This is a genomic window from Streptomyces sp. NPDC054975 (assembly GCF_053609105.1).
The window spans coordinates 119,483-141,545 of record NZ_JBSGWV010000013.1 but is presented as its reverse complement, the minus strand read 5'-3'; the positions used below and the strand labels follow the sequence as shown (position 1 = coordinate 141,545).

21 protein-coding genes are annotated in these 22,063 nt (G+C 72.9%); 11 read left to right on the top strand and 10 right to left on the bottom strand.

What is annotated here, in order from left to right:
• Nucleotides 1–183 precede the first annotated feature (183 nt).
• Nucleotides 184–2,064: an ABC transporter ATP-binding protein gene (locus ACWF79_RS15650; RefSeq protein WP_453728649.1), complete on the bottom strand. Its 1,881-nt coding sequence runs from the start codon at nt 2,062–2,064 to the stop codon at nt 184–186.
• A complete protein-coding gene (locus tag ACWF79_RS15645) occupies nt 2,061–3,770 on the bottom strand; it encodes an ABC transporter ATP-binding protein (protein WP_453728648.1) in 1,710 nt (569 codons plus the stop codon). The genes ACWF79_RS15650 and ACWF79_RS15645 overlap by 4 nt, the downstream gene beginning before the upstream one ends.
• Before the next feature lie 265 nt (nt 3,771–4,035).
• Here ACWF79_RS15645 and ACWF79_RS15640 point away from each other — a divergent pair, with 265 nt between their 5' ends.
• The 6 genes from ACWF79_RS15640 (at nt 4,036) to ACWF79_RS15615 (ending at nt 9,634) form a co-directional block, all read left to right on the top strand.
• Nucleotides 4,036–5,112, top strand: coding sequence for a FecCD family ABC transporter permease (locus ACWF79_RS15640; protein ID WP_453728647.1), 1,077 nt, complete (start codon nt 4,036–4,038; stop codon nt 5,110–5,112).
• A complete protein-coding gene (locus ACWF79_RS15635; protein WP_453728646.1) occupies nt 5,109–6,206 on the top strand; it encodes a FecCD family ABC transporter permease in 1,098 nt (365 codons plus the stop codon). Before ACWF79_RS15640 ends, ACWF79_RS15635 begins: the two co-directional genes overlap by 4 nt.
• Nucleotides 6,203–7,072: an ABC transporter ATP-binding protein gene (locus ACWF79_RS15630; protein ID WP_453728645.1), complete on the top strand. Its 870-nt coding sequence runs from the start codon at nt 6,203–6,205 to the stop codon at nt 7,070–7,072. The genes ACWF79_RS15635 and ACWF79_RS15630 overlap by 4 nt, the downstream gene beginning before the upstream one ends.
• 17 nt (nt 7,073–7,089) lie before the next feature.
• On the top strand, nt 7,090–8,670 hold the full coding sequence (locus ACWF79_RS15625) for an amidohydrolase (RefSeq protein WP_453728656.1): 1,581 nt from the start codon (nt 7,090–7,092) through the stop codon (nt 8,668–8,670).
• Entirely contained in the window at nt 8,667–8,894 is a 228-nt protein-coding gene (locus ACWF79_RS15620) for a hypothetical protein (protein ID WP_453728644.1), read from the top strand. The genes ACWF79_RS15625 and ACWF79_RS15620 overlap by 4 nt, the downstream gene beginning before the upstream one ends.
• A 140-nt stretch (nt 8,895–9,034) precedes the next feature.
• Nucleotides 9,035–9,634, top strand: coding sequence for a GNAT family N-acetyltransferase (locus tag ACWF79_RS15615; protein ID WP_453728643.1), 600 nt, complete (start codon nt 9,035–9,037; stop codon nt 9,632–9,634).
• A gap of 86 nt (nt 9,635–9,720) precedes the next feature.
• On the opposite strand, the gene ACWF79_RS15610 is transcribed toward ACWF79_RS15615, so the two are convergent.
• From ACWF79_RS15610 to ACWF79_RS15580, 7 genes are all read right to left on the bottom strand, one after another.
• Entirely contained in the window at nt 9,721–10,908 is a 1,188-nt protein-coding gene (locus ACWF79_RS15610; RefSeq protein ID WP_453728655.1) for an acetylornithine transaminase, read from the bottom strand.
• Nucleotides 10,909–10,910: 2 nt separating this feature from the next.
• Entirely contained in the window at nt 10,911–11,837 is a 927-nt protein-coding gene (argB, locus tag ACWF79_RS15605; protein WP_453728642.1) for an acetylglutamate kinase, read from the bottom strand.
• Nucleotides 11,834–12,985: a bifunctional glutamate N-acetyltransferase/amino-acid acetyltransferase ArgJ gene (argJ, locus tag ACWF79_RS15600; protein ID WP_453728641.1), complete on the bottom strand. Its 1,152-nt coding sequence runs from the start codon at nt 12,983–12,985 to the stop codon at nt 11,834–11,836. The genes argB and argJ overlap by 4 nt, the downstream gene beginning before the upstream one ends.
• Complete coding sequence (gene argC / locus ACWF79_RS15595) at nt 12,982–14,019, bottom strand: N-acetyl-gamma-glutamyl-phosphate reductase (protein ID WP_453728640.1); 1,038 nt, start codon at nt 14,017–14,019, stop codon at nt 12,982–12,984. Before argC ends, argJ begins: the two co-directional genes overlap by 4 nt.
• Before the next feature lie 77 nt (nt 14,020–14,096).
• Entirely contained in the window at nt 14,097–14,765 is a 669-nt protein-coding gene (locus tag ACWF79_RS15590; RefSeq protein WP_453728639.1) for an isochorismatase family protein, read from the bottom strand.
• A gap of 275 nt (nt 14,766–15,040) precedes the next feature.
• Complete coding sequence (locus ACWF79_RS15585) at nt 15,041–15,793, bottom strand: DUF2470 domain-containing protein (RefSeq protein WP_453728638.1); 753 nt, start codon at nt 15,791–15,793, stop codon at nt 15,041–15,043.
• Nucleotides 15,794–16,055: 262 nt separating this feature from the next.
• Nucleotides 16,056–16,541, bottom strand: coding sequence for a VOC family protein (locus ACWF79_RS15580; protein WP_453728637.1), 486 nt, complete (start codon nt 16,539–16,541; stop codon nt 16,056–16,058).
• A 216-nt stretch (nt 16,542–16,757) separates the two neighbouring features.
• Between ACWF79_RS15580 and ACWF79_RS15575 the strand changes: the two genes are divergently transcribed.
• Nucleotides 16,758–17,477, top strand: coding sequence for a DUF6215 domain-containing protein (locus ACWF79_RS15575; protein ID WP_453728636.1), 720 nt, complete (start codon nt 16,758–16,760; stop codon nt 17,475–17,477).
• A 155-nt stretch (nt 17,478–17,632) separates the two neighbouring features.
• Nucleotides 17,633–18,124: a DUF1269 domain-containing protein gene (locus ACWF79_RS15570; RefSeq protein ID WP_453728635.1), complete on the top strand. Its 492-nt coding sequence runs from the start codon at nt 17,633–17,635 to the stop codon at nt 18,122–18,124.
• Nucleotides 18,125–18,215: 91 nt separating this feature from the next.
• Here the strand turns inward: ACWF79_RS15570 and ACWF79_RS15565 are convergent, their stop codons facing one another.
• Nucleotides 18,216–19,310 carry a baeRF3 domain-containing protein gene (locus tag ACWF79_RS15565; protein ID WP_453728634.1) on the bottom strand — a complete coding sequence of 365 codons (1,095 nt, stop codon included), beginning with the start codon at nt 19,308–19,310 and terminating at the stop codon, nt 18,216–18,218.
• 220 nt (nt 19,311–19,530) lie between these two features.
• Here ACWF79_RS15565 and ACWF79_RS15560 point away from each other — a divergent pair, with 220 nt between their 5' ends.
• From ACWF79_RS15560 to ACWF79_RS15550, 3 genes are all read left to right on the top strand, one after another.
• On the top strand, nt 19,531–19,986 hold the full coding sequence (locus ACWF79_RS15560) for an SRPBCC family protein (RefSeq protein ID WP_453728633.1): 456 nt from the start codon (nt 19,531–19,533) through the stop codon (nt 19,984–19,986).
• A 357-nt stretch (nt 19,987–20,343) separates the two neighbouring features.
• Nucleotides 20,344–20,547 (top strand): cold-shock protein, encoded by a 204-nt coding sequence (locus tag ACWF79_RS15555; RefSeq protein WP_033201600.1) that lies wholly within the window; start codon nt 20,344–20,346, stop codon nt 20,545–20,547.
• A gap of 82 nt (nt 20,548–20,629) precedes the next feature.
• Nucleotides 20,630–22,018 carry a DEAD/DEAH box helicase gene (locus ACWF79_RS15550; protein ID WP_453728632.1) on the top strand — a complete coding sequence of 463 codons (1,389 nt, stop codon included), beginning with the start codon at nt 20,630–20,632 and terminating at the stop codon, nt 22,016–22,018.
• Nucleotides 22,019–22,063: the final 45 nt, after the last annotated feature.

The following is a 22,063-nucleotide window of genomic DNA, read 5'->3' as shown; positions in this document are numbered from 1 at the left end:
CTCCACGGGCGGCGGCGTCTTCGGGTGCGTGCACCCCGCCGTGCCGTCACGTGCATGCGTCCCGCCGCCCACACGGGGTCGGGGCGTGGGCGATTGCCTACACGGGGGGGCGTGCGGCAGTGCAACAAGGCCCCCGCCCTGTATCTCCGGGCGGGGGCCTTCTCGTGCTGCGGGGCGTAGTCCCTACGCCGGGACCGCCGGTTCGCGGCGGCTGTCCGACCAGGCCGACCAGAGCTCGGCGTAGCGACCGCCCGCCGCGACGAGTTCCGCGTGGGTGCCCGTCTCCACGACGCGGCCCTGGTCCAGGACGACGACGCGGTCCGCGGTCGCCGCCTGGGGGAGGCGGTGGGCCACCATCAGGCCCGTACGGCCCTCCAGGGCGCGCAGCGCGGCCGTCTCCAGGACGCGGGCGCCCGCGCTGCCGGCGTCGGCCGTGGCCTCGTCGAGGATCGCGATGGGCGGGTCGGTGAGGACGAGCCGGGCCAGGGCGAGGTGCTGGGCCTGGGTCACCGTGAGGCGGTGGCCGCCCTCGCCCACGACCGTGGCCGGCCCGTCGGGCAGCGCCTCGACCCACTCCAGGGCGCCGACGTGGGTCAGCGCGGCGCGCAGCTCCTCGTCACTCGCCCCGGGACGGGCCAGCCGCAGGTCCTCGGAGAGGGGGCCCGCGAAAACATGGACCTCCTGGCTGATCAGGGTGACCGCCCGCCGGACCCCGGCCGGGCCCAGCTCCCGCGCGTCCACACCGCCCAGCGAGATCGTCCCGGTCGCCGGGTCGTGGACGCCCGCGATCAGCTTGGCGAGCGTGGTCTTGCCCGCGCCGCTCGCTCCGACCAGCGCCACCCGCTCGCCGTCCCGGACCTCCAGGTCCACCGAGGAGAGGACCGGGTGGCCGTCCACGTACGCGTGGCCGAGGCCGGACACCTTGACCGAACCGTCCACCGGCGTGGCGGCCGCCTCGTCGGCCTCACGCTCCGCCGGGAGGCTCGACACGCCCACGAGGCGCGCGAGGCTCGCCCCGGCGGACTGGGCGTCGTCGATGAGGAAGAGCGCCGCGTTGATCGGGTTGAACAGGCCGTGGAAGTAGAGCGCCGCCGCCGTCGCCGTACCGATGCTCACCGAACCCCGGTCGACCAGGAAGAAGCCGGTGAGGAGGATCGACGTCATGCCGATGAACTCGGCGATGTTCAGGCGGGAGAAGAAGCCCGAGACGAGGTGCATGCCGCGGGCCGCCAGGCCGACCGCCGCCTGCGACCGCTGCTCCAGGAGGTCGGCGTGCCGGCCGTTCAGCCGGAACGCCCGTACCGTACGCACCCCGCCGACGCTGTCGAGCAGCTGGTGCTGGAGGGCACCGGTCGCGACCCGGTGCGCGGCGTAGATGGTCGCGGCGCGCGGGATGTACCAGCGGACCGTCAGGACGTGGACCGGCACGGCCACGAGCACGGCGAGCAGGAAACGCCAGTCGAGGACGGTGAGGCCCACCAGCGTCAGGATGATGGTGAGGAACGCACCGGCGAACTCGGGGAGCGCCTGCCGGACCGCCTTCGCGATGAGCGTGACGTCGCCGGTGACACGGGAGGTCAGGTCGCCGGAGCCGGCCTGCTCGACCCGTTCCAGCGGCAGCCGCAGCGCCCGGGCGATGAACCGTTCCCGCAGGTCCGCGAGGACGGTCTCGCCGAGTCGGGCCACGAGGGACTTGCCGATCGCGGTCGCGACGCCCCGGGCGACGGCGACCGCGAGCAGGAGCAGCATCGGCACGGTCAGCGCGCCCGCGCCGCTCTTGTCCACGACCAGGTCGACGATCCGGCCGAGCAGCGGCGCGGTCAGCAGCCCGATGGCCGTGCCGACGACGAGGACGGTCACCGCGGTCACCGCGAGGAGCCGGTGGTGGCGCAGGAGTTCCCGGACGACGGAGAAGGTCTGGGCGCCGGTGGCCGTGGGCAGGAGCTCGCGTTCGGGCGTGCCGGGTCCGCTCATCGTCCGTCCTTCGTCCTTCACGTCTTGGTCCAGCGTGTCCTGCGTGGCGTCCTGGGGGTCCTGAGCAGCTCTGTCCTGAGCGCGCGTCATGCCAGCACCGCCGTGCGGTACGTCTCGTGGGCGGCGACCAGCTCCGGGTGGCTGCCCTCGGCGGCCACCCGGCCGTCGTCCAGCATGACCACGACGTCCGTGCCGGCCAGCAGGGCCGGGCTCGTCGTGACCAGGACCGTGGTGCGGCCCTTGCGCAGCTCCCGCAGCCGGGCCGCGATACGGGCCTCGGTGACGGTGTCGACAGCCGTGGTCGGGTCGTGGACCACGAGCACCGGCGGGTCGGCGGCCAGGGCGCGGGCGAGGGCGACGCGCTGGCGCTGGCCGCCGGAGAGCGACCGGCCCCGCTCGGTGAGGACGGTGTCCACGCCGTCGGGCAGCGCCTGGGCGACGTCGTCCGCGGCCGAGGCGGCGAGCGCCGGGCCCACGTCGATCCCCTCCGTACCGTCGGTCTCGGCCGCCCCGGCCCGTACGTTGGCGAGCAGGCTGTCCTCGAACAGGTCGGCGTCATGGTGGGCGACCAGGATCGCGCGGCGCGCGTCGGCCGGGCCGAGGTCGGTCAGCGGGACGCCGTCCAGCTCGACGCTCCCCTCGGCCGGGTCGAGTTCGCGGCCCAGGCACAGCAGCAGGTCGTTGGCGGCGGCCGCGTCACGGGTGACCACCCCGACGAGGCTGCCGGGTGCGATGTCCAGGTCGACGCCGCGCAGGGCGCCCTGGGTGACACCGCGCAGCCGCAGCCGGCCGGCGATCCGGTCGGGCAGCGTGGCCGTCCCGGCGGCGACGGCCGGAGGAGAGGCGAGAACCTCGGCGATCCGCTCGGCCGAGGCACGGCCCTGGGCGAACTCGCCGTTGACGTAGGTGAGGAGCTGGAAGGGACCGAGGAGGTACTGGGCGAGGCCGACGGCCGCCACCAGTTCACCCACGGTGATGCTGCCGTTCATCGCGAGATGCGCGCCGACGAGCCCGATGGCCGCGATGAAGATGCCCGTCAGGGCGAGGATCGCGCCGTCGTGCCAGGCCCGGCTGGTCGCGGCCCGCAGCGCGGCCGCCAGCGAGCTCCGGCTCGTCTCCCGGTACCGGGCGACCGCCGCCGCCTCGGCGCCGATGCCCTTCAGTACGCGCAGGCCTCCGACGAGGTCGGCGGCGACTCCGGAGGCGTGCGCGGCGTGCTCCTGCTCCGCCTCGCTGCGCCGCTCCAGCGGGCGGCTGATGACATGGCCGAGCCACAGCAGCGGCGGTACGCCGAGAAGGACCAGCAGGCCGAGCGGTACGGAGATCCGGAGCAGCGCGACCGCGCTGACCGCCAGGCCGGCGATCGCGGAGAGCGTGTACGGCATCGCGGAGGCGACCGAGCCGACGCGCCGGGCGTCGCCCGTGGCGACGGCGGTCAGGGCGCCGGGCAGCCGGCCGGCGTCGGCGCCGCCCCTCGGGTCGAGGACCCGGGCCGCGAGGTCGAGCCGGATCCGGTGCGCGGCGGCCTCGCCCGCGCCCTCGGCGAGCCGCGCGGAGTTGCGGTAGCACGTCGACAGGATCAGGAAGAGCCCGGCGAGCACCAGCAGCCAGCGCAGCAGGGCGCCCGAGGAACCGGTCGCCACCGCCTGGTCGATCACCAGACCGATGACGACGGGGACGAGGGCCTCGCACGCCTGGTGCGCCATGCCGAGGAACGAGGCCGTGGCGACGCGCCGGCGTTGATCGGCGAGCGCTCTGCGGAGGACGGAGCCCCCCGTTGGTCCTCCAGCGGGCATGCGGATCCTCCACAGAAAAGGGGTGGGATAGTTAGGTAAGGCTACCTTAAACACGGCTGGTGCCAAGGGTGCGCGGGGCCTCCGCGCGCATCCCCCCAGCGTGCGGGGCGATCGGGTGCGCCCCCTCGCGTTGACCCCGTCCCGACTCTACGGTTAGCCTCACCTAAGTTCCATCGAGGGTGTGTCATCTCGCTTGCCCCACACCCATGTTCAACGCTTCGCGCGGCTCGCGGGGCGCTCGAGTCCGCCGCCAGGGGAGTGGTCGTTGTCCGTCGAAACCCGGGCGGCGCCCGGAAACGAGACCGGTGGGCCCGCCGGCGCCGTCGTGCCCACGACACGTCCGGTCACGGTGGCCCTGCGCGGTCTCGGCCTCGTCCTGACGCTCGGCGCCCTGCTTCTCGTCTCGCTCGTCAGCGTCTGGGTCGGTACGCGAGGCATCGCGTTCACCTCGATCTGGCACCTCCTGTGGGAGCCCGACGGCTCGGAAGCCTCGATCATCGTGCACGACTACCGGATCCCCCGTACCGTCCTCGGACTCCTCGTGGGGATGGCCCTCGGCCTTTCCGGCGCCCTGATGCAGGCCCTGACCCGCAATCCGCTCGCCGACCCCGGACTGCTCGGCGTGAACCTGGGCGCGTCGGCCGGCGTCGTCGTGGCCATCGCCTTCCTCGGTGTGGGCGCGCCGCTCGGCTACGTCTGGTTCGCCCTGGCCGGCGCCGCCGCCGCGTCGGTGGGTGTCCACCTCCTCGGTTCCTCCGGGCGGAAACTGGCCACTCCCGACCGGCTCGTCGTCGCCGGAGCGGCCGTGACCGCCGTGCTGTACGCCTTCAACTGGGGCGTGCTGCTCTTCGACCCGGAGGCGTTCGACCAGTTCCGCTACTGGACGGTCGGCTCGCTTGCCGGCCGGTACGGCGACATCGTCCTGCTCGTACTGCCGTTCGTCGGCGTCGGACTGGTCCTCGCCTTCGTGCTCGCCCCCTCCCTCAACGCCCTGGCCATGGGTGACCAGATGGGGCGCGCCCTGGGCGTGCATGTCGGCCGGACCCGCGTGCTCGCGGCCCTCGCCGTGATGCTGCTCTGCGGGGCGGCCACCGCCGCCGCCGGACCGATCGGCTTCGTCGGCCTGGCCGTTCCGCACGTCGCCCGGTTCGTCGCGGGCGCCGACCAGCGCTGGGTCTTCGCGTACTCGACGCTGCTCGCCCCGGTCCTGCTCATCGGCTCGGACGTGCTGGGCCGGGTCCTCGGCGCCCCGGGCGAGGTGCAGGTCGGCATCGTCACCGCGTTCCTCGGGGCTCCCCTGTTCATCGCGCTGTGCCGCCGTCGAAAGCTGGTCATGCTGTGAGCGCCGTACAGGAGTCGAAAGCCTCCACCCTCCAGGCCCGGCCCACTCCGCGCGTGATCAGCGGCCGGGTCGTCCGCGCCGGAGCGGGCGGTCTCTCGCTGCGCGTCCAGGGCCGTGCGGTCGCCGTGACCGTCCTGCTGCTCGTCGCGCTCGTCGTCGTCATGGGGGTCACCCTCACCACCGGGGACTTCCCGCTCACGGTCGGCGAGGTCGTCGGTGCCCTGACCGGCAACGGCTCGGGAGCCGCCGACTTCGTCGTCAACACCCTGCGCATGCCGCGCATCCTGACCGCGGTCTTCGTCGGCGCGGCCCTCGGGGTGAGCGGGGCGATCCTGCAGAGCCTCACTCGCAACTCCCTCGGCAGCCCGGACATCATCGGCTTCACCAACGGCTCGGCCGTGGGCGCGCTCGTCGTCATCATCGTGATGCGCGGCAGCATGACCCAGATCGCCATCGGCGCCCTGATCGGCGGTCTCGGCACAGCCCTCGCCGTCCACCTCCTCCTCATCGGCCGGGGGTTGCAGGGATTCCGGCTGGTCGTCATCGGCATCGGCGTCAGCGCCCTGCTGCTCGCCGTCAACTCGTACCTGATCACCCGGGCGACCTTCCAGGAGGCCCAGGAGGCGCAGGCGTGGCTGATCGGCAGCCTCGGCAACCGGCTGTGGATGCACGCCAACGCCATCGGCCTCGCCCTCGCCGTGCTGCTGCCGCCCGCGTTCCTGCTCTCCCGCCGCCTCGCCATGGTCGAGATGGGCGACGTCACGGCGACGGCCCTCGGTGTCGAGGTGACGCGGACCCGCACGGTGCTCTTCGTCATCAGCGTCGCCCTCGCCGCCTTCGCCACCGCCGTCACCGGCCCCATCGCCTTCATCGCCCTGGCGGCGCCCCAGGTGGTGCGCAGGCTCACCCGTTCCTCCGGACCCGCGCTGCTGGCCTCCGCCCTCATGGGCGCCGTCCTGCTCGCCCTGAGCGATCTCGTCGTGCAGCGGGTCTTCGCCCCCGCGCTGGTGCCCGTGGGCACGGCGACCGGCGCCGTCGGCGGGGTCTACCTCATCTGGCTGCTGATCACCGAGTCGCGAAAGAGCCGCGCATGAAAACGAACGCCCCGGAACCCCGGCTGCGCGCCGAGGGCCTCACGCTCTCCTACGACCAGCGGACCGTCGCCACGGAGCTGAGCGTCGACATCCCGGACCATTCCTTCACGGTCATCATCGGACCGAACGCCTGCGGCAAGTCCACGCTGCTCACGGCGCTCGCCCGGATGCTCAGGCCCAAGGCCGGGCAGGTCTACCTCGACGGCGCCGCCATCGCCTCGTACCGCTCCCGCGAGGTCGCCCGCCGGCTCGGCCTGCTCCCCCAGTCCTCCAGCGCGCCCGGCGGCATCACGGTCGGCGACCTCGTGGCGCGCGGCCGCTACCCGCACCAGCGGCTGCTCAAGCAGTGGTCGGCCGAGGACGAGACGGCCGTGGTCGAGGCGATGCGGCAGACCGGCGTCCTGGAGCTAGCCGACCGGCCCGTGGACGACCTCTCCGGCGGTCAGCGGCAGCGGGTCTGGCTCTCCATGGTGCTGGCCCAGCAGACCTCGATCCTGCTGCTCGACGAGCCGACCACCTTCCTCGACATCGCCCACCAGGTCGAGGTGCTCGACCTCTGCGCCGAGCTGCACGCCCGCAAGGGCCACACGGTCGTGGCGGTCCTGCACGACCTCAACCAGGCCTGCCGTTACGCCACTCACCTCATCGTGATGCGTCCCGGCGGCGTCATCGCGGCCCAGGGCGACCCGGCCACGGTCATGACGGCCGAGCTGGTCGAGGACGTGTTCGGCCTGCCCTGCCGGATCATCGAGGACCCCGAGACCGGCACCCCCCTGATGATTCCCGCCGCGCCGCGCAGGTTCGAGCCGGAGGCCGACCGGGCCGACGCGGGGGACCCGACCGCCGTGCTCGCCGAGACCTCCTAGGAAACGGACTGCCCATGATGCTGTGCACGAGGCTGACGAACGCCCGCATCCTCACCATGGATCCGGACCATCCGATCGCCCACGACCTGGGCATCTGGCAGGGCAGGATCGTCGGCCTGGACGAGGCCGTGACCTCCCTGCCCGCCCGCGAGGTGATCGACCTCCAGGGCGCGACCGTCCTGCCCGGCTTCGTCGACAGTCACGTGCATCTGGCGTGGACCGGCCTCAAGGCGAGTTCCCCGAGCATCACCGGCCTCGCGCGGGTCGAGGACGTCCTCGCCACCGTGGCGGAGGCCTGTGCCCGCAAGAACACCCCCGGCGCCTGGGTGAGCGTCGGCGGCTACGACCAGCGGGCCCTCGGGCGGCACCTGACGGCCGCCGAACTCGACCGGGTCAGCCACGGCCACCGGGTCTTCGTGATGCACCAGTCCGGCCACGCCTGCGTGGTCAACAGCGCCGTGCTCGACCTGCTCCCCGACGACGTCCCGCACGAGGACGGCGTCCTCGTGGAGAGCGCGATGGGCGCCGTACGGCGCCTGCGACTGCCGTACGCGCAGGAGGAGCTGGCCGACGCCATCGAGTACGCGGCCCGCGAGTGCCTCACCGAGGGCATCACGGCCGTGGCCGAGGCCGGCATCGGCGGGGGCCTGCTCGGCCACAGCCCCGTCGAGCTCGGCGCGTACCAACTCCTGCGCGACCAGGGGCGACTGCCCCTGCGGATCCAGCTCATGCCGGGCGGCGACACGCTGCGCCCGCTCGGAGCGCACGAGCGGGACGGCATCCCGCGCGGGCTCGACCTCGGCCTGCGGACCGGGTTCGGCGACGACTGGCTCTCCGTCGGCGCGCTGAAGATATACACCGACGGCGGCATGATGGCCCGTACGGCGGCGCTCACCGCCCCGTACGAGGGCTCGGACCACACCGGCCAGCTCCAGGCCGACCCCGAGCACCTCACCTCCCTCATCGTCGACGGCCATCTGGCCGGCTGGCAGCTCGCCGTCCACGCGATCGGCGACCGGGCCGCGGACCTCGCGCTCGACGCCCTGGAGCGGGCGCAGGAGCTGCGGCCCCGCGCCGACGCGCGGCACCGCATCGAGCACGCCGGTCTCATCCGGCCCGACCAGCTCCCGCGCTTCGCCCGACTCGGCCTGAGCGCGGTCGTCCAGCCCAACTTCCTGCGCTACTTCGGCGACGACTACGCGACGATCATGGGGGAGGAGCGCGCGCCCTGGATGTACCGGGGCCGGGGCTTCCTCGACCACGGAATCACGCTCGTCGGCAGCTCCGACCGGCCCGTCACGGACGGATCGCCGCTGCGGGCCGTCCAGTTCATGGTCGAGCGGGCCTCGTTGTCGGGCGGGCTCATCGGCCCTGACGAGGCGATCACCGTCGACGAGGCGCTGCACGCGTACACGGTCGCCGGTGCGTACGCCTGCCGTTGGGACGAGTCGGCCGGCAGTCTCAGCCCCGGCAAGCGTGCCGACCTCGTCGTACTCGGCGACGATCCGCGCCGTGTCGACACCTCCAGGATCGGTGACATCGAGGTCGTGGCGACCTTCGTCGACGGACGCGAGGCGACGGACGGAAAGAAGCTGTGAGCGGGCCGACGGACCCGCTGGAGCGTCACGCCGCCCTCTGGCAGGCCCCGGTGGGGCCCTCCCGGTGGGTGATCTGGCGAACGGGCGAGGGCGAAGTCCTCGTGTTCGACCGGGAGTTGAACATCCCCGTCGACGTGGAGGACGCCGACCTGCCGGAGGTCCTCCGCCGGATGCGGGAGGCGGGGGCGCCGGAGAGTGACGACTACCCGGGGCGGCCTTGCTGAGAGGGAAGCGGCCAACTGCCGTGCGGGGCGGTCGACTTGGCGGGCGATCTAAGTAAGGCTAACCTTAGTTCGTCCGATCCGCCGGTCGGCGCGGGGAGCCGATCGCCCCTTCGCGCACGGTGGACCGAGGAAGGAAAGCCTTGACCACGGCCCCGCCGCGCCAGGCCACGCTGTCGCCTCGCGAACTCGATCCCTCCGCACTCCCGGGCCGTCCGGGGCCCCCGGGCCTACCCGCCCTCTCCGGCGGCGGCCTGCGCGTGCGGACCGCACGTCCCGAGGACGCCCCCGCGCTCGCCGCCCTCTCCCTGCCGTTCGTGCGCTCGGGCGCGCTCCGTGAGCGCCCGCTCTCCCTCTACGCCGACCAGGCGTCCGACTTCCTCGTCGCGGAGTCCCCCGAGGGCACCCTCGACGGCTGCCTCGGGCTGCGCGCCCACGCCGCGGCCGGCGTCCTCTACAACTTCTGCGTGGCCGGCCACCGGCAGGGCTGCGGCACGGGAGCCCGACTCCTGCGCGCCGCGCTGACCAAGGCCCGCACCCGCTCCCTGCGCACCCTCTTCACGGCGACCACCGGCGGCGGCCACCTCTTCCTCCGCCACGGCTTCGCCCCCACCCACGCGAGCCTCGCACCGCCGGCCTGGGCTCAGTCCCTCGATCCGCGCCGCAACGCCCGCATCCTGGCCCGCGCCCTCTTCCTCACCGGACACGAGGCGCTGCCGGAGCCGTCGACGGTGCGCCCCTGAACCGTGGGGTCGCTCGCAGCGCGAAGGGCGGGGCCCCGGAGCCGTATCGGCTCCGGGACCCCGCCCTTTGGTCTCCGTGGGCCCGCTCAGGCGTCGAGGATCTCCGGGAGCGCCTTCACGAGTTGGTCGACCTGGTCCTCCGTCACCGTCAGGGCCGGCGCGAGGCGTACGGTGCCCGGGCCCGCCGCGTTGACGAGGAAGCCGGCGTCCTGGGCCGCCCGTTGGACGGCGGGGGCGACCGGGTCCGTGAGGACCACGCCCAGGAGGAGGCCCGCGCCCCGCACCTCGGCGACCCGGGGGTGCGCCAGCTCCTCGATGCCGTGGCGCAGACGCGCACCCACACGGACGACCTGGTCGAGCAGGCCCTGCGACTCGATGGTCTCCAGGACGGCGAGCCCGGCCGCGCACGCGACCGGGTTGCCGCCGAAGGTGGAGCCGTGATGGCCGGGCCCCAGCAGCTCGGCCGCCTCGCCGAAGGCCACCGTGGCGCCGATCGGCAGCCCGCCGCCCAGGCCCTTGGCGAGCGTGACCACGTCCGGGTCGACGCCCTCGGCCGCCTGGTGCGCGAACCAGTGGCCGGTCCGGCCGATCCCGGTCTGCACCTCGTCGAGGACGAGCAGGCTGCCCGTCGCCCGGGTGATCGCGCGGGCAGCCTGAAGATAGCCGTCGGGCGCCGGAACGACCCCCGCCTCGCCCTGGACCGGTTCGAGGACGACGGCCGCGGTCTGCTCGGTCACGGCCGCGCGCAGCGCCGCGACATCCCCGAACGGCACATGCGTCACCTCGCCGGGCAGCGGCAGGAAGGGCTCCCGCTTCGCGGGCTGTCCGGTGAGCGCCAGCGCCCCGAGGGTGCGTCCGTGGAAGCCGCCCTCCGCCGCGACCAGGTGCGGACGGCCCGTCCGGCGGGCGATCTTGAAGGCTGCCTCGACCGCTTCCGTTCCGGAGTTCGCGAAGAACACCCGGCCGCCCCGCTCCCGGCCCAGCAGACCGAGCAGCCGTTCGGCCAGTGCGACGGGGGGCTCGGACACGAACAGGTTCGAGACGTGGGCCAGCCGGCCGATCTGCTCCTGGACGGCCGAGACGACGGCGGGGTGGGCGTGGCCGAGGGTGTTGACCGCGATCCCGCCCGTGAAGTCCGTGTACGCACGGCCCGACTCGTCCCAGACCGTGCTGCCCTCACCCCGGACCAGCGCGAGCGGGGGAGTGCCGTAGTTGTCCATCATGACCGCGCTCCAACGGCGCGTGAGCGGTGTGCCGGCGGCGGCGGTCTCCACGGTCACGTGCGGTCCTCCTCTGTCCCCTGCCCCGCTTCCTCGTCGGGGACCACGGTCGTCCCCGGACCCTCCTCGGCGAAGACGCCGCGCAACAGGGCGTGCGGCACCCGGCCGTCCACGACGTGCGCCCGGCGCACACCCCCGCGTACCGCGCGCAGACAGCCCTCCATCTTCGGGAGCATGCCGCTCGCGAGCCCCGGCAGCAGCGCGTCCAGTTCCGCCGTCGTGAGCCGGTCGATCACCTCGGTGCTGCGCGGCCAGTCCGCGTACAACCCCTCGACGTCGGTGAGCACCACCAGCCGTTCCGCGCCGAGCGCGACGGCGAGCGCCGACGCCGCGAGGTCGGCGTTGACGTTGTAGACCTCCCCGTCCTCGCCCCGCGCCACGGGCGACACCACGGGGATACGGCCCTGGTCGAGCAGGGTGCGTACGGTGCCGGGCTCCACGGCCACGACCTCGCCGACCAGGCCGATGTCCACCGGGCGTCCGTCCACCCACGCCGGGCGCCGTACGGCCGTCATGGTGTGCGCGTCCTCGCCCGACATGCCCACCGCGAACGGGCCGTGCGCGTTGAGTGCGCCGACCAGGTCACGCTGGACCTGCCCGGTGAGCACCATGCGGACCACGTCCATCGTCTCCGGCGTCGTGACGCGTAAACCCGCCTCGAAGCGGACCTCCAGGTCGAGGCGGTCGAGCATCGCGCTGATCTGCGGCCCGCCGCCGTGCACGACGACCGGGCGCAGCCCCGCGTGCCACAACTCCACGACGTCCTGGGCGAACGTCCGGTGCAGCGCGGGGTCCACCATGGCGTTGCCGCCGAACTTGACGACGACCGTGCGGCCCTGGAGCTCCTCCAGCCACGGCAGGTCTTCGGCCGGCCCCTCGGCCGCCCCCGGGTCCGTCACCGTTCCCGTTCCCTGGCCGCTCATGAGCTGTACGCGCTGTTCTCGTGGACGTACTCGGCGGTGAGGTCGTTGGTCCAGATGACCGCGGAGGACTCACCCGCGCACAGATCGACCGTGATCGTGATCCGGCGCTCCGACAGGTCGACCTTCTCCCGGGACTCGCCCGCCGCGCCGTTGCGGCACACCCAGACGTCGTTGATCGCCACGTCCAGGCGGTCGGGGTCGAACTCCGCCGACGTCGTGCCGATCGCGGAAAGCACCCGGCCCCAGTTCGGGTCCTCCCCATGCAGCGCGCACTTGAGGAGGTTGTTCCGGGCGATGGAGCGGCCCACCTCGACGGCGTCGTCCTCGCAGGCCGCGCCCACGACCGTCACCTCGATCTCCTTGGCGGCGCCTTCGGCGTCGCCGATGAGCTGGCGGGCGAGGTCCTGGCAGACGGCGGTCACGGCCTGGGCGAACGCCGTCTGGTCCGGGGTGATTCCGGAGGCGCCGGAGGCGAGGAGGAGGACGGTGTCGTTGGTGGACATGCAGCCGTCGGAGTCGACGCGGTCGAAGGTGACCTTGGTGGACTGCCGCAGGGCGGTGTCGAGGTCCTTGCTGTCGACGTCGGCGTCGGTGGTGAGGACGACGAGCATGGTGGCGAGGCCGGGGGCGAGCATGCCCGCGCCCTTGGCCATGCCGCCGACCGTCCAGCCGTCCCGGGTGACGACGGAGGTCTTGTGGACGGAGTCCGTCGTCATGATGGCGCGGGCCGCGTCCTGGCCGCCGTCGTCCGTCAGTCGCTCCACGGCGGTGTCGATGCCGGCCGTGACCCGGTCCATCGGCAGCATGACGCCGATGAGGCCGGTGGAGCAGACCGCGACCTCCTGCGGCTGTGCGTCCAGGGCCCGCGCCGTACGCTCGGCCATGAGCAGCGCGTCGACCGCTCCGGCCTGTCCCGTACAGGCGTTGGCGCCGCCGGAGTTGAGGACGACGGCCGCGAGCCGGCCGTCGGCGAGGGCGCGGCGGGACCAGCGTACGGGCGCGGCCTGCACGCGGTTGGAGGTGAAGACACCGGCGGCGGCGCGTGACGGTCCTCGGTTCACCACCAGGGCGAGGTCGCGATCGCCGGATTCCTTGATGCCGGCGGCGACGCCGCAGGCGAGGAATCCACGGGCAGCGGTCACACTCAAGGAGCCACTCCATTCGTGGGCAGGCCCAGCCACTCCGGCAGGCCCAGGGCGAGGTTCATGCACTGCACCGCGCCACCCGCGGTGCCCTTCACCAGGTTGTCGATGGCGCTCACGCAGATCAGCCGGCCGGCGTCCGGATCCACGGCGAGCTGCACCTGGGCCGTGTTGGAGCCGAGGACCGCGGCGGTCGACGGCCACTGCCCCGGCGGCAGGAGCCGGACGAACGGCTCGTCGGCGTAGGCGGCCTCGAACACGGACCGCACCGCTGCCTCACCGGCGGCGGCCGCGTCCGGGCGGAGCCGGGCCGAGCAGGTGGCGAGGATGCCCCGGGGCATGGGGGCCAGGGTCGGAGTGAAGGAGACCGTCACGTGCTCGCCCGCCACCAGGGAGAGGTTCTGGGTGAGTTCGGGGGTGTGGCGGTGGCCGCCGCCCACGCCGTACGGGCTCATGGAGCCCATCACCTCGGCGCCGAGCAGGTGCGGTCTGAGCGCGCGCCCGGCGCCCGACGTGCCGCTGGCCGCGACGACCACCACCTCCGGCTCCACCAGCCGGGCCACGTGCGCGGGGTACAGCGCAAGCGTGATCGCCGTGGGATAGCAGCCGGGCACCGCGATCCGCGTGGCACCCTTCAACTCCTCCCGGGCTCCGGGAAGTTCGGGCAGTCCGTACGGCCAGGTCCCGGCGTGTCCGGAGCCGTAGAACCGCTCCCAGGCCGCCGGGTCACGGAGCCGGAAGTCCGCACCGCAGTCCACGACCACCGTCTCGGGGGCCAGCTCCCGCGCGAGAGCGGCCGACTGCCCGTGCGGCAGGGCGAGGAGGACCACGTCGTGTCCGCGCAGCGAGTCCGCCGAGGTCTCCGCCAGGACCCGGTCGGTGAGGCCGGGGAGCTGGGGCTGTACGGACCCGAGCGGGCGGCCCGCGCTGCTGTGCGCGGTCAGCGCGCCGATCTCCACGCCCGGATGCGCCTCCAGCAGGCGGAGGATCTCCCCGCCCGCGTAGCCGCTTGCACCGGCCACCGCGACCCGTACGGTCATCTTCTTCGTTTCTCCCTGTCCGTGTGGGGACTGCGGTCACAGGATCGGCGCCGCAGGTCGCCGTGAGGGGGACTCGGTCACGCGTCCTGGCGAACGGCAGGTTGCGCCCGGTTGAGCAGGAGGTCGCGCAGCAGGGATTCGGTCGTGCACACCACTCCGCTCCGGGCGGCCCAGCGCAGCGCCATCGTGTGCTCCTCGGGGGAGAGGTCCGCCACGGCGTCCGCGACGACGAAGGGCTGGATGTCGTTCATGAAGGCGTCGGCGGCGGTCAGGAGGACGCCGAGATGGGCGTAGACCCCGCAGATGATCAGCTGGTCGCGGCCCTCGGACCGCAGCAGCCGGCCGAGATGGCTGCGGAGGAAGGCGTTGGGGCGCACGTTGGCGAGCAGGTACTCGCCGGTGCGGGGCGTGAGCGGCCCGACGATCGCGGCCGCGTCGGGCTCGTCGCCTATGCCGGGACCCCAGACGTCGGCGACCAGGCCGCGCTGGCCTGGCCGCTGCGCGGCCGGCTCGGCGCTGAACACGACGGGCATCCCGAGGGTGCCGGCGAGTTCGCGCAGGGCCGCGATGTTGTCGACGAGTTCCACGACCGGGCTCTGTCCGTCCGGGAAGACCTCCACGAAGTGGTTCTGCATGTCGAGGACCAGGAGCGCGGCACGCGCGGGGTCGATGGGCCAGGAGACGCAGGACCGGGGGAGGGCGGAGCGGTCGGGCAGGGGATAGGGGCCGACGGTCGGCAGGCCCATGGTGGTTCCTCCCCCCGGATGGCGCGCAGGTCCGCGGCACCACCTCTGACGTGTGATTTAGCTTAGCCTAACCTAAGTTCAGGCTGAAGTGGATCCCCGACTTGGCCAACACGGCGTCGAGAGCGCGGAGTTGCTCGGCCGGAATGCGTGGGCGCGGACCGAGCGGGTTGCTCGGACGGCAGACCCGAGCGGGCTACTCGGACGCGCTACTCAAGCGCGGTGCTCAAGCGCGGTGCTCAAGCGCGGTGCTCAAGCGCGGTGCTCGGCCGCCGTGCTCAGGCTCGGGGGGAGGGGTGGTGCCGGTGATGGTGGGCGCAGGTGGGTGTCGTGAGGATCCGCCGTACCTGCTCCCCGGCCTCGGCCGCGTCCCGCGCCTCGGTGGGGAACGGCAGCCGCAGGTCGCAGTGGCCCTCGCGGTACTCGCAGCGCAGGGTGATTCCGTACCGGTCCACGGCCAGCGGCAGGGCACGGACGACCCCGTACGGCAGTCGCGACCCGGCGAGGACGACGAGGTCCGCCACCATGTCCGCGTGGGCGTCCGCGAGATGGGTGAGCATCGCGGCCTCCTCCACGGCGAGCGGGTCGGGCTGCGCGAGGGCGAACGCGTCGAGGCCCACCTCCTGGGTTCCGGCCGCGGTCCGCAGAGTGACCCGCGCCAGGTCGAGGTGGAGGCCGCCGCCGTCGCCGCCCTGGCCCTCCTCCCGGGCCGCGGGGTTGGTCGGCGTCAGCCAGCCCGAGATCGTCACGCGGGCGCGTACCCGATCGCGCAGGGGGGTCGGCGCGATGTCGGTGAACTCGAGCAGGACGGCGAGGCTGCCGTGCGGCGCGGAGGCGACCTGGGCGGTCAACGGGCTGTCGGCCTCGGCGGAGAGGGTGATCCGGCCGTTCCGGCCGACGGAGTGCATGCCGATGAGGTCGTAGCACTGCCCGTCCGTGGTGAGGGAGAGCGAGACCGCCTGCGCCAGCACGGAACGGACGCGAACGGCCGCGGCCTGCTCGGACGGGGTGGTGTCGGTGGCGGCGCTCAAGGGGACTCCTCGCGGGACGGCGGGCATCGGGGCGCCTCCGGCGCGGGTGACGAACCCCGAGTGGCTAAGGTAAGGCTAACCTAAGTCACCCTTGAAGTCCGTGTCCAGCCCCCAACCGTGGGCGTGGCGAGCCGTCGCACCCACCTCGGCGACGTCGAGGACTCCCGCCGCCGCTTCGAGCTCTGACACCGGCCGAGAGGGGGGCGACGGTTCCGCCGGGTCGGGTCGGGACGGACGGTCCGGTCGAGGCGGGGCCGTCGGTTCAGGCGCCGTCGGGCGTGGTGTCCGTCGACCGCATGGCCTCCTCGTTCCGCTTCTCCATCTCCTCCGGTGCCACGTCCTCCACGTGCGTGGCGATGCTCCACCGGTGGCCGAAGGGGTCCTCGAACTGTCCGGTGCGGTCGCCGTAGAACTCGTCCTTGACCGGCCGCAGTTCCGTCGCGCCGTGCGCCGGCGCCTTGGCGAAGACCGCGTCGACGTCGTCCACGTACAGATGCAGGGTGACGGGAGTGCCGCCCAGCGACTTCGGGGACCGGAAGCCGATGCCCGGGAACTCGTCCGCGAGCATGAGGACCGAGGTGCCCAGCTCCAGCTCGGCGTGGCCGACCGTGCCGCCGGGCGCGGGCATCCTCATCCGTTCTGTGGCGCCAAGGACGGTGACGTAGAAGTCGATCGCGGCCGCGGCGCCGTCGACACTCAGGTACGGCGTGAGGCTCGGGTATCCCTCGGGAACGGGCTTGACGCTCACTGGACTTCGGCCTTTCCGGGAGCGCGACGATCACCGCCGACCGTCGCCTGCGACCACTGATATCCCGTACGCGTGGGGTGGCCGCCCCGCCGCGCGGCAGGCGCCCGCCCGGATGCCCCGAAGGGCGGCGGCCCAGGCCTTGTCCGCCCGTTGATCACGGGTTACGGTGCCCCGTCACATGTGGGGGATCTTGGAACAGTGGGGGGACACGGGCCCATGGCCGACGACATCGACGCACTTCCGAAGGGCTCCGGCGTCTGGGGGCAGACCATCGCCGGGCTGCTGCTGATACCCGCGATCGGCGCAGGCCTCTGGGCCTACGGCGAGGCGGCCGAGGGAGCGTCCGGCGCGGGCAGCGAGCGGCGGCCCGCCGCATGCCCGGGCGCCGGCAGCGAGAAGCCCCCGGCGCCGGTGGCGGCGGAAGGCGAGGAGCGGCGTCTCACCGGGGAGCAGCTGTGCCGGGCGCTGAACCGCCCCGACCTCGCCCAACTGCTGGGTACTCCTGGGGAGATCGCGGTCTCCGCGAGCGGGAGCGACGCCTCCCTCAAACTCGGCGGCGGCAGTGTCCGGGACATCGCCACACCCTCCTCCCAGGTGAACTTCGAGACCTACACGGTGACCCTGGAGGCCACCTACGACCGGCTTCCGGTGAAGGGATCCGAGGCCGATCTCCTCTGGGACGGCGCGCAGTCGCGAACCGTCCTTGGCCGCCCTGCCGTGCTCTCCAACCAGTCCACCGTCGCCATCAGCCTCGGCGGGGGCAACGCCTACAGCGGCACCGGGGCCCCGGCCCGTGTCCTGTCCGTGGCCAAGGACGCCAAGGACAGCGGCGGCTCCTTCGAGCTCGCGATGTGGCGCGAGGACGGCACGGTGCCGGACGACGCGGTCCTGCTCCGCGTCGCCCAGCAGGTCCTGCCGACGATCCCTGGCTGGTAGCTCCGGCACCCCGGGCCGCCCGCCCCGCACGCCCGGGAGACCAAGCAGGTGAAGCGGGGCCGTGACGCTCCGCGCCGTCCGCTCAACTGATGCCCCTGACCAGTGGCACCCATAAGGTGCGAAATGACTGGTTTTGATGGCAGAAGGAGACGAACATGTCCGAGCTCATCGTGATCGGCTACGACGATTCCGCCGCGGCGAAGAAGGCCTTCAAGGCCGTGCAGGAGCTCCAGAACAGCCACGTGGTCGACTTGAGCGGGCTGGCCGTCGTCTCGGTCGACGAGGACGGCGAAACCCACGTCGACACACCGGCCAAGAGCGACAAGGTCGCCCTCTCCGCCACGGCGGGAGCCCTGTGGGGGATGGTCTTCGGCCTCCTCATCCTCACCCCGGCCATCGGCGTCGTGGGCGCGGCCGTCGGAGGACTCATCGGCAAGCTGAGCCAGATGGGTATCGACAAGGACTTCCGGATGAAGGTCGACTCGCTGCTCACGCCCGGCTCCGCGGCCGTGGTGATCATGGCCTCGAAGGTCACCGAGGACAAGTTCGCGGCCGCGATGCAGCCCTACGGCGGAACGCTCCTGAAGACCTCGCTCGCCGAGCAGGACGAGAAGGCGCTCGCGCAGCAGCTCGCCGGCCCGGAGTAGGGCGGGGCGCGGCGCGTGGGGCGGTACGAAGTCATCCGTACCGCCCCACGGGCCCGCCTGTCGTCGGTGCCGCTGCGCCCTGACCGGCGCTTCAGTAGCGCAGGACGGCGGCGATGCGGCGGGACTCGGCCAGCGTGTCGTCGGGAACGAAGCGCACGCCCGCGCCCGTGCTCAGGGCCTGCTCGACGACCTCGTCCACGATGTCGTCCCGCGCGTCGAGGTCGGCCGGGTCGGCGGGTTCGAGGTGGTCGCCGTAGTCGCGTACGACCGCCCGGTAGTGCTCCTCCACGGCGAGCAGACGGACCCGGCCCTCCTTCGCGGCCGGCCAGACCTCGTCGAGGCCGCCCGCGAACTCGCGTCGACCCTGGGCGGCGTCCAGTTCGGCGACGACGCCCGCCGTGTCGGCCTCCTCCCGTGCCGCCCGCAGGGGCCGGAGCGTCCGCCAGACCTCCGATGCCGGACCGGCGACGAGGCCGGCGCTCGGGACGGCTGTGACGTCCTTGCCCAGAGGGCCCAGGCCCTCCAGGAGGGACAGGGCGGGGGCGTCGCCCATCAGGTAAAGCGGCCGGGGCGAGGAGCTGAGCACGACGCGCATCGCCTCGTGCGCCTCCCGCAGGAACTGCCGGGTCCGCTCGTCCTGGAAGGTGCTCGGCACATCGCCGATGCGCTCCTTGCGCTCGACGTCGAGGTCCTCCAGGCTCCGCGTGAGCGGAAAGCCGTTCTCGTCGCTCTCGCGGACGCGTTCGGCCTCGCCGTCCCAGAGGGAGACGCGGTCCGCCGCCACGGCCAGCGCCCAGAACGGCTGCTCGGCGGCCTGGGCGGCGACGAGGTTGCGGGTGAGGAAGGTGTCGGCGACGACGACCCGCTCGGGCACCGTCCGGCCCACGGTCCAGACGTGGTGCTCGCCGGGGGCCGCGTAGATCACGAGGCCGTCCTCGGCATGGGCGAGATCGATGTCGGCACGTGCCTGCTCCAGCTGGCTCATCACGTCGAGCCGCCGCTCGCGGGTCACCGCGGGATCCTGATCCAGGACTTCCCCGGCTCTGACCACGAGGTTGCGGAGCCGGACGGGGTCCTGGGTGTTGTCGGGCTCCCTGCGATGCGTCGGCATGAGCAGGGACAGGGCCGGATACGGGCGGGGCTGACGCAGCTTGGCGAGCAGTTCGGTGCTGAGCGCGGGACGCATGGGAGCCGACCTTTCGGGGCGAGGGCTGTCGCAAGGGGACTGGGTAGGGAGCAGCCGATCATTAAGGACGATATGCCCCGCTTTGCGGGTCGGCGCGTCGCGAGCCGCCCCAGTGGCCGCACCCGCCCCCGCCATCCGTTCGGCCCCGCCGGACTGCGGCGCCGAGCAGGTGGGCGGAGTCTGGGGTCGATCCCCACCCTCCCTAAGGAGCGTGATCGGCGTGGCCCGGAACCGCCGTCTGATCCTGAGCTCGCCCTCCGAGGTCTGGAGCCTGCTGGCCGACGGTCACCGTTACGGGGAGTGGGTGACGGGCACCCAGCAGGTCCTCTCCGCCGACCTGCACTGGCCGGACGTCGGCGCCCGCCTGAAGGTCCGCGTCGGCGCCGGCCCGCTGACCCTCGACGACACCTGCGTCGTCCGCATCTGCGAGCCCGAGCGCCGCCTGGAACTGGAGGCGAAGGCGGACCCCTTCGGCGCGGCCCGTATCGCCATGAGGCTGACGCCCTGGGGCGAGCACACGCTCTTCACCCTCGACTGGCACCCCCTGCGCGGCCCCGGCACCCGCATGCACGGACTTCCCGTCGACTACGTCATGGCGGTCCGCAACGGGATGATGCTGACGAAGCTGGCCCGGATCGCGGTTCGCGAACACGCCGAACAGACAACCCGCGTCTGATCGCGGCGCCGTGTCGGACGAAATGGCACTCGTCGGCCGGACGCCGCGAGAGCTGGACCCCCGGACCAGCGGCGTTCCCGACCTCCGGCCGGATCGTCGACGAAGCCACCTTCCTCCACCAGCTCATGGCGTGACGCCCGCTCCCACCTGCCCGGTTCCGTGCACAGTCGACCACGCCGTGCTACAGTCGACAGCAGTTGCAGTTGTGGTTCCCAGTAAACTTCAAGTGCCTTTGACGAATTATTCGTCGGGCACTTTTTGTATTTTCGGTGCTTTTTCCGGACGGGGCAATCATCACGGCGACGCCGGGATTCGCACAGTGCGGACTCTGGGTAGTGCCTCGAAGGAGATATTGACATGGCTACTGGCACCGTGAAGTGGTTCAACTCGGAAAAGGGCTTCGGCTTCATCGAGCAGGAGGGTGGCGGCCCGGACGTGTTCGCCCACTACTCCAACATCGCGACCTCCGGCTTCCGTGAGCTGCAGGAGGGCCAGAAGGTGACCTTCGACGTCACCCAGGGTCAGAAGGGCCCGCAGGCGGAGAACATCCTCCCCGCCTGACGCAGGCCTCCCGGCGAGCTGGGGCCCCCACCCACCGGGTGAGGACCCCAGCTCGTCGCATTTTCGGACGAGGTTTCTCTCCATGAACGAATTCGCATCGCCGGCCACCCATACCCCCGCGCTTCCCCCGATCACCGCATTCGACGAGCTGGACCTGCCCGTCGCTGTACGGGAGGTGCTCACCGAACTCGGTGTCGACACGCCCTTCCCCATCCAGGCCGCGACCCTGCCCAACGCCCTCGCAGGACGCGACGTCCTCGGGCGCGGGCGCACCGGATCGGGAAAGACCCTCGCCTTCGGCCTGCCCCTGCTCGTGCGCATCGCCGGCCGCCGCGCCGAGGCGCGCAAGCCGCGCGCCCTGATCCTCGTCCCCACCCGCGAGCTCGCCCAGCAGGTCACCGACGCCCTCACGCCGTACGCCCACGTCCTCAAGCTGCGCCTGGCCACCGTCGTCGGCGGCCTGTCGATCGGCCGGCAGGCCGCCGCGCTCCGCGAGGGCGCCGAGGTCGTCGTCGCGACCCCCGGCCGCCTGAACGACCTCGTCGCGCGCAAGGACTGCCGCCTTGAGCGGGTGGAGATCACCGTCCTCGACGAGGCCGACCAGATGGCCGACATGGGCTTCCTGGACCAGGTCACCGAGGTGCTCGACCTCGTCCACCCCGACGGCCAGCGCATGCTGTTCTCCGCCACCCTCGACCGCAACGTCGACCAGCTGGTCGAGCGCTACCTCCACGACCCGGTCACGCACTCGGTCGACCCCTCGGCCGCCGCCGTCACCACCATGGAGCACCACGTCCTCCAGGTCCACGGTGCCGACAAGTACGCCACCGCCACGGAGATCGCCGCCCGCGACGGGCGAGTGATCATGTTCCTGGACACCAAGGCATCGGTCGACCGCTTCACCAAGCACCTGCGCGGCAGCGGCGTCCGTGCCGAGGCGCTGCACGGCGGCAAGTCGCAGCCGCTGCGCAACCGCACCCTGGAGCGGTTCAGGACGGGCGACGTCACCGTGCTCGTCGCCACCAACGTCGCCGCGCGAGGCATCCACGTCGACCAGGTGGACCTCGTCGTCAACGTCGACCCGCCCGCCGACCACAAGGACTACCTGCACCGGGGCGGGCGCACCGCCCGCGCCGGCGAGTCCGGCAGCGTCGTCACGCTCGTCCTGCCCGACCAGCGCAAGGACGTCGTCCGGCTCATGGGCGACGCGGGGATCCGCGTCCGCGTCACCCAGGTCCGCTCCGGCGAGGCCGAGCTGAGCCGTATCACGGGCGCCAAGGCCGCGCCCGGCGTGCCCGTCGACGGCGCCGCGCCGAGCACGGAACGCCCCAAGCGGGGCGGCGCACAGTTCCGAGGCATCGGAACCGTCCCCGGGAAGCCCGGCCGCGCCAAGAACGAGTCCCGGCGATCCGCCGAGGCCCGCAAGACCGCCGAGGCCCGCCAGGCCGCCCGCATCCGCCGGGGCCGCTAGAGGGCGTGCCCGGCGGATCGCGGCCGGGGCCCCCGCCGGGGCGGC

What these genes read in the sequence shown, in the direction of transcription:
- ACWF79_RS15550 (WP_453728632.1), top strand. Translation starts at nt 20,630, where the DNA reads ATGAACGAATTCGCATCGCCGGCCACCCATACCCCCGCGCTTCCCCCG.
- ACWF79_RS15625 (WP_453728656.1), top strand. Translation starts at nt 7,090, where the DNA reads ATGCTGTGCACGAGGCTGACGAACGCCCGCATCCTCACCATGGATCCG.
- ACWF79_RS15565 (WP_453728634.1), bottom strand. Translation starts at nt 19,310, where the DNA reads ATGCGTCCCGCGCTCAGCACCGAACTGCTCGCCAAGCTGCGTCAGCCC.
- ACWF79_RS15590 (WP_453728639.1), bottom strand. Translation starts at nt 14,765, where the DNA reads ATGGGCCTGCCGACCGTCGGCCCCTATCCCCTGCCCGACCGCTCCGCC.
- ACWF79_RS15630 (WP_453728645.1), top strand. Translation starts at nt 6,203, where the DNA reads ATGAAAACGAACGCCCCGGAACCCCGGCTGCGCGCCGAGGGCCTCACG.
- ACWF79_RS15650 (WP_453728649.1), bottom strand. Translation starts at nt 2,064, where the DNA reads ATGACGCGCGCTCAGGACAGAGCTGCTCAGGACCCCCAGGACGCCACG.
- argB (WP_453728642.1), bottom strand. Translation starts at nt 11,837, where the DNA reads ATGAGCGGCCAGGGAACGGGAACGGTGACGGACCCGGGGGCGGCCGAG.
- ACWF79_RS15575 (WP_453728636.1), top strand. Translation starts at nt 16,758, where the DNA reads ATGGCCGACGACATCGACGCACTTCCGAAGGGCTCCGGCGTCTGGGGG.
- ACWF79_RS15555 (WP_033201600.1), top strand. Translation starts at nt 20,344, where the DNA reads ATGGCTACTGGCACCGTGAAGTGGTTCAACTCGGAAAAGGGCTTCGGC.
- ACWF79_RS15645 (WP_453728648.1), bottom strand. Translation starts at nt 3,770, where the DNA reads ATGCCCGCTGGAGGACCAACGGGGGGCTCCGTCCTCCGCAGAGCGCTC.
- argC (WP_453728640.1), bottom strand. Translation starts at nt 14,019, where the DNA reads ATGACCGTACGGGTCGCGGTGGCCGGTGCAAGCGGCTACGCGGGCGGG.
- ACWF79_RS15570 (WP_453728635.1), top strand. Translation starts at nt 17,633, where the DNA reads ATGTCCGAGCTCATCGTGATCGGCTACGACGATTCCGCCGCGGCGAAG.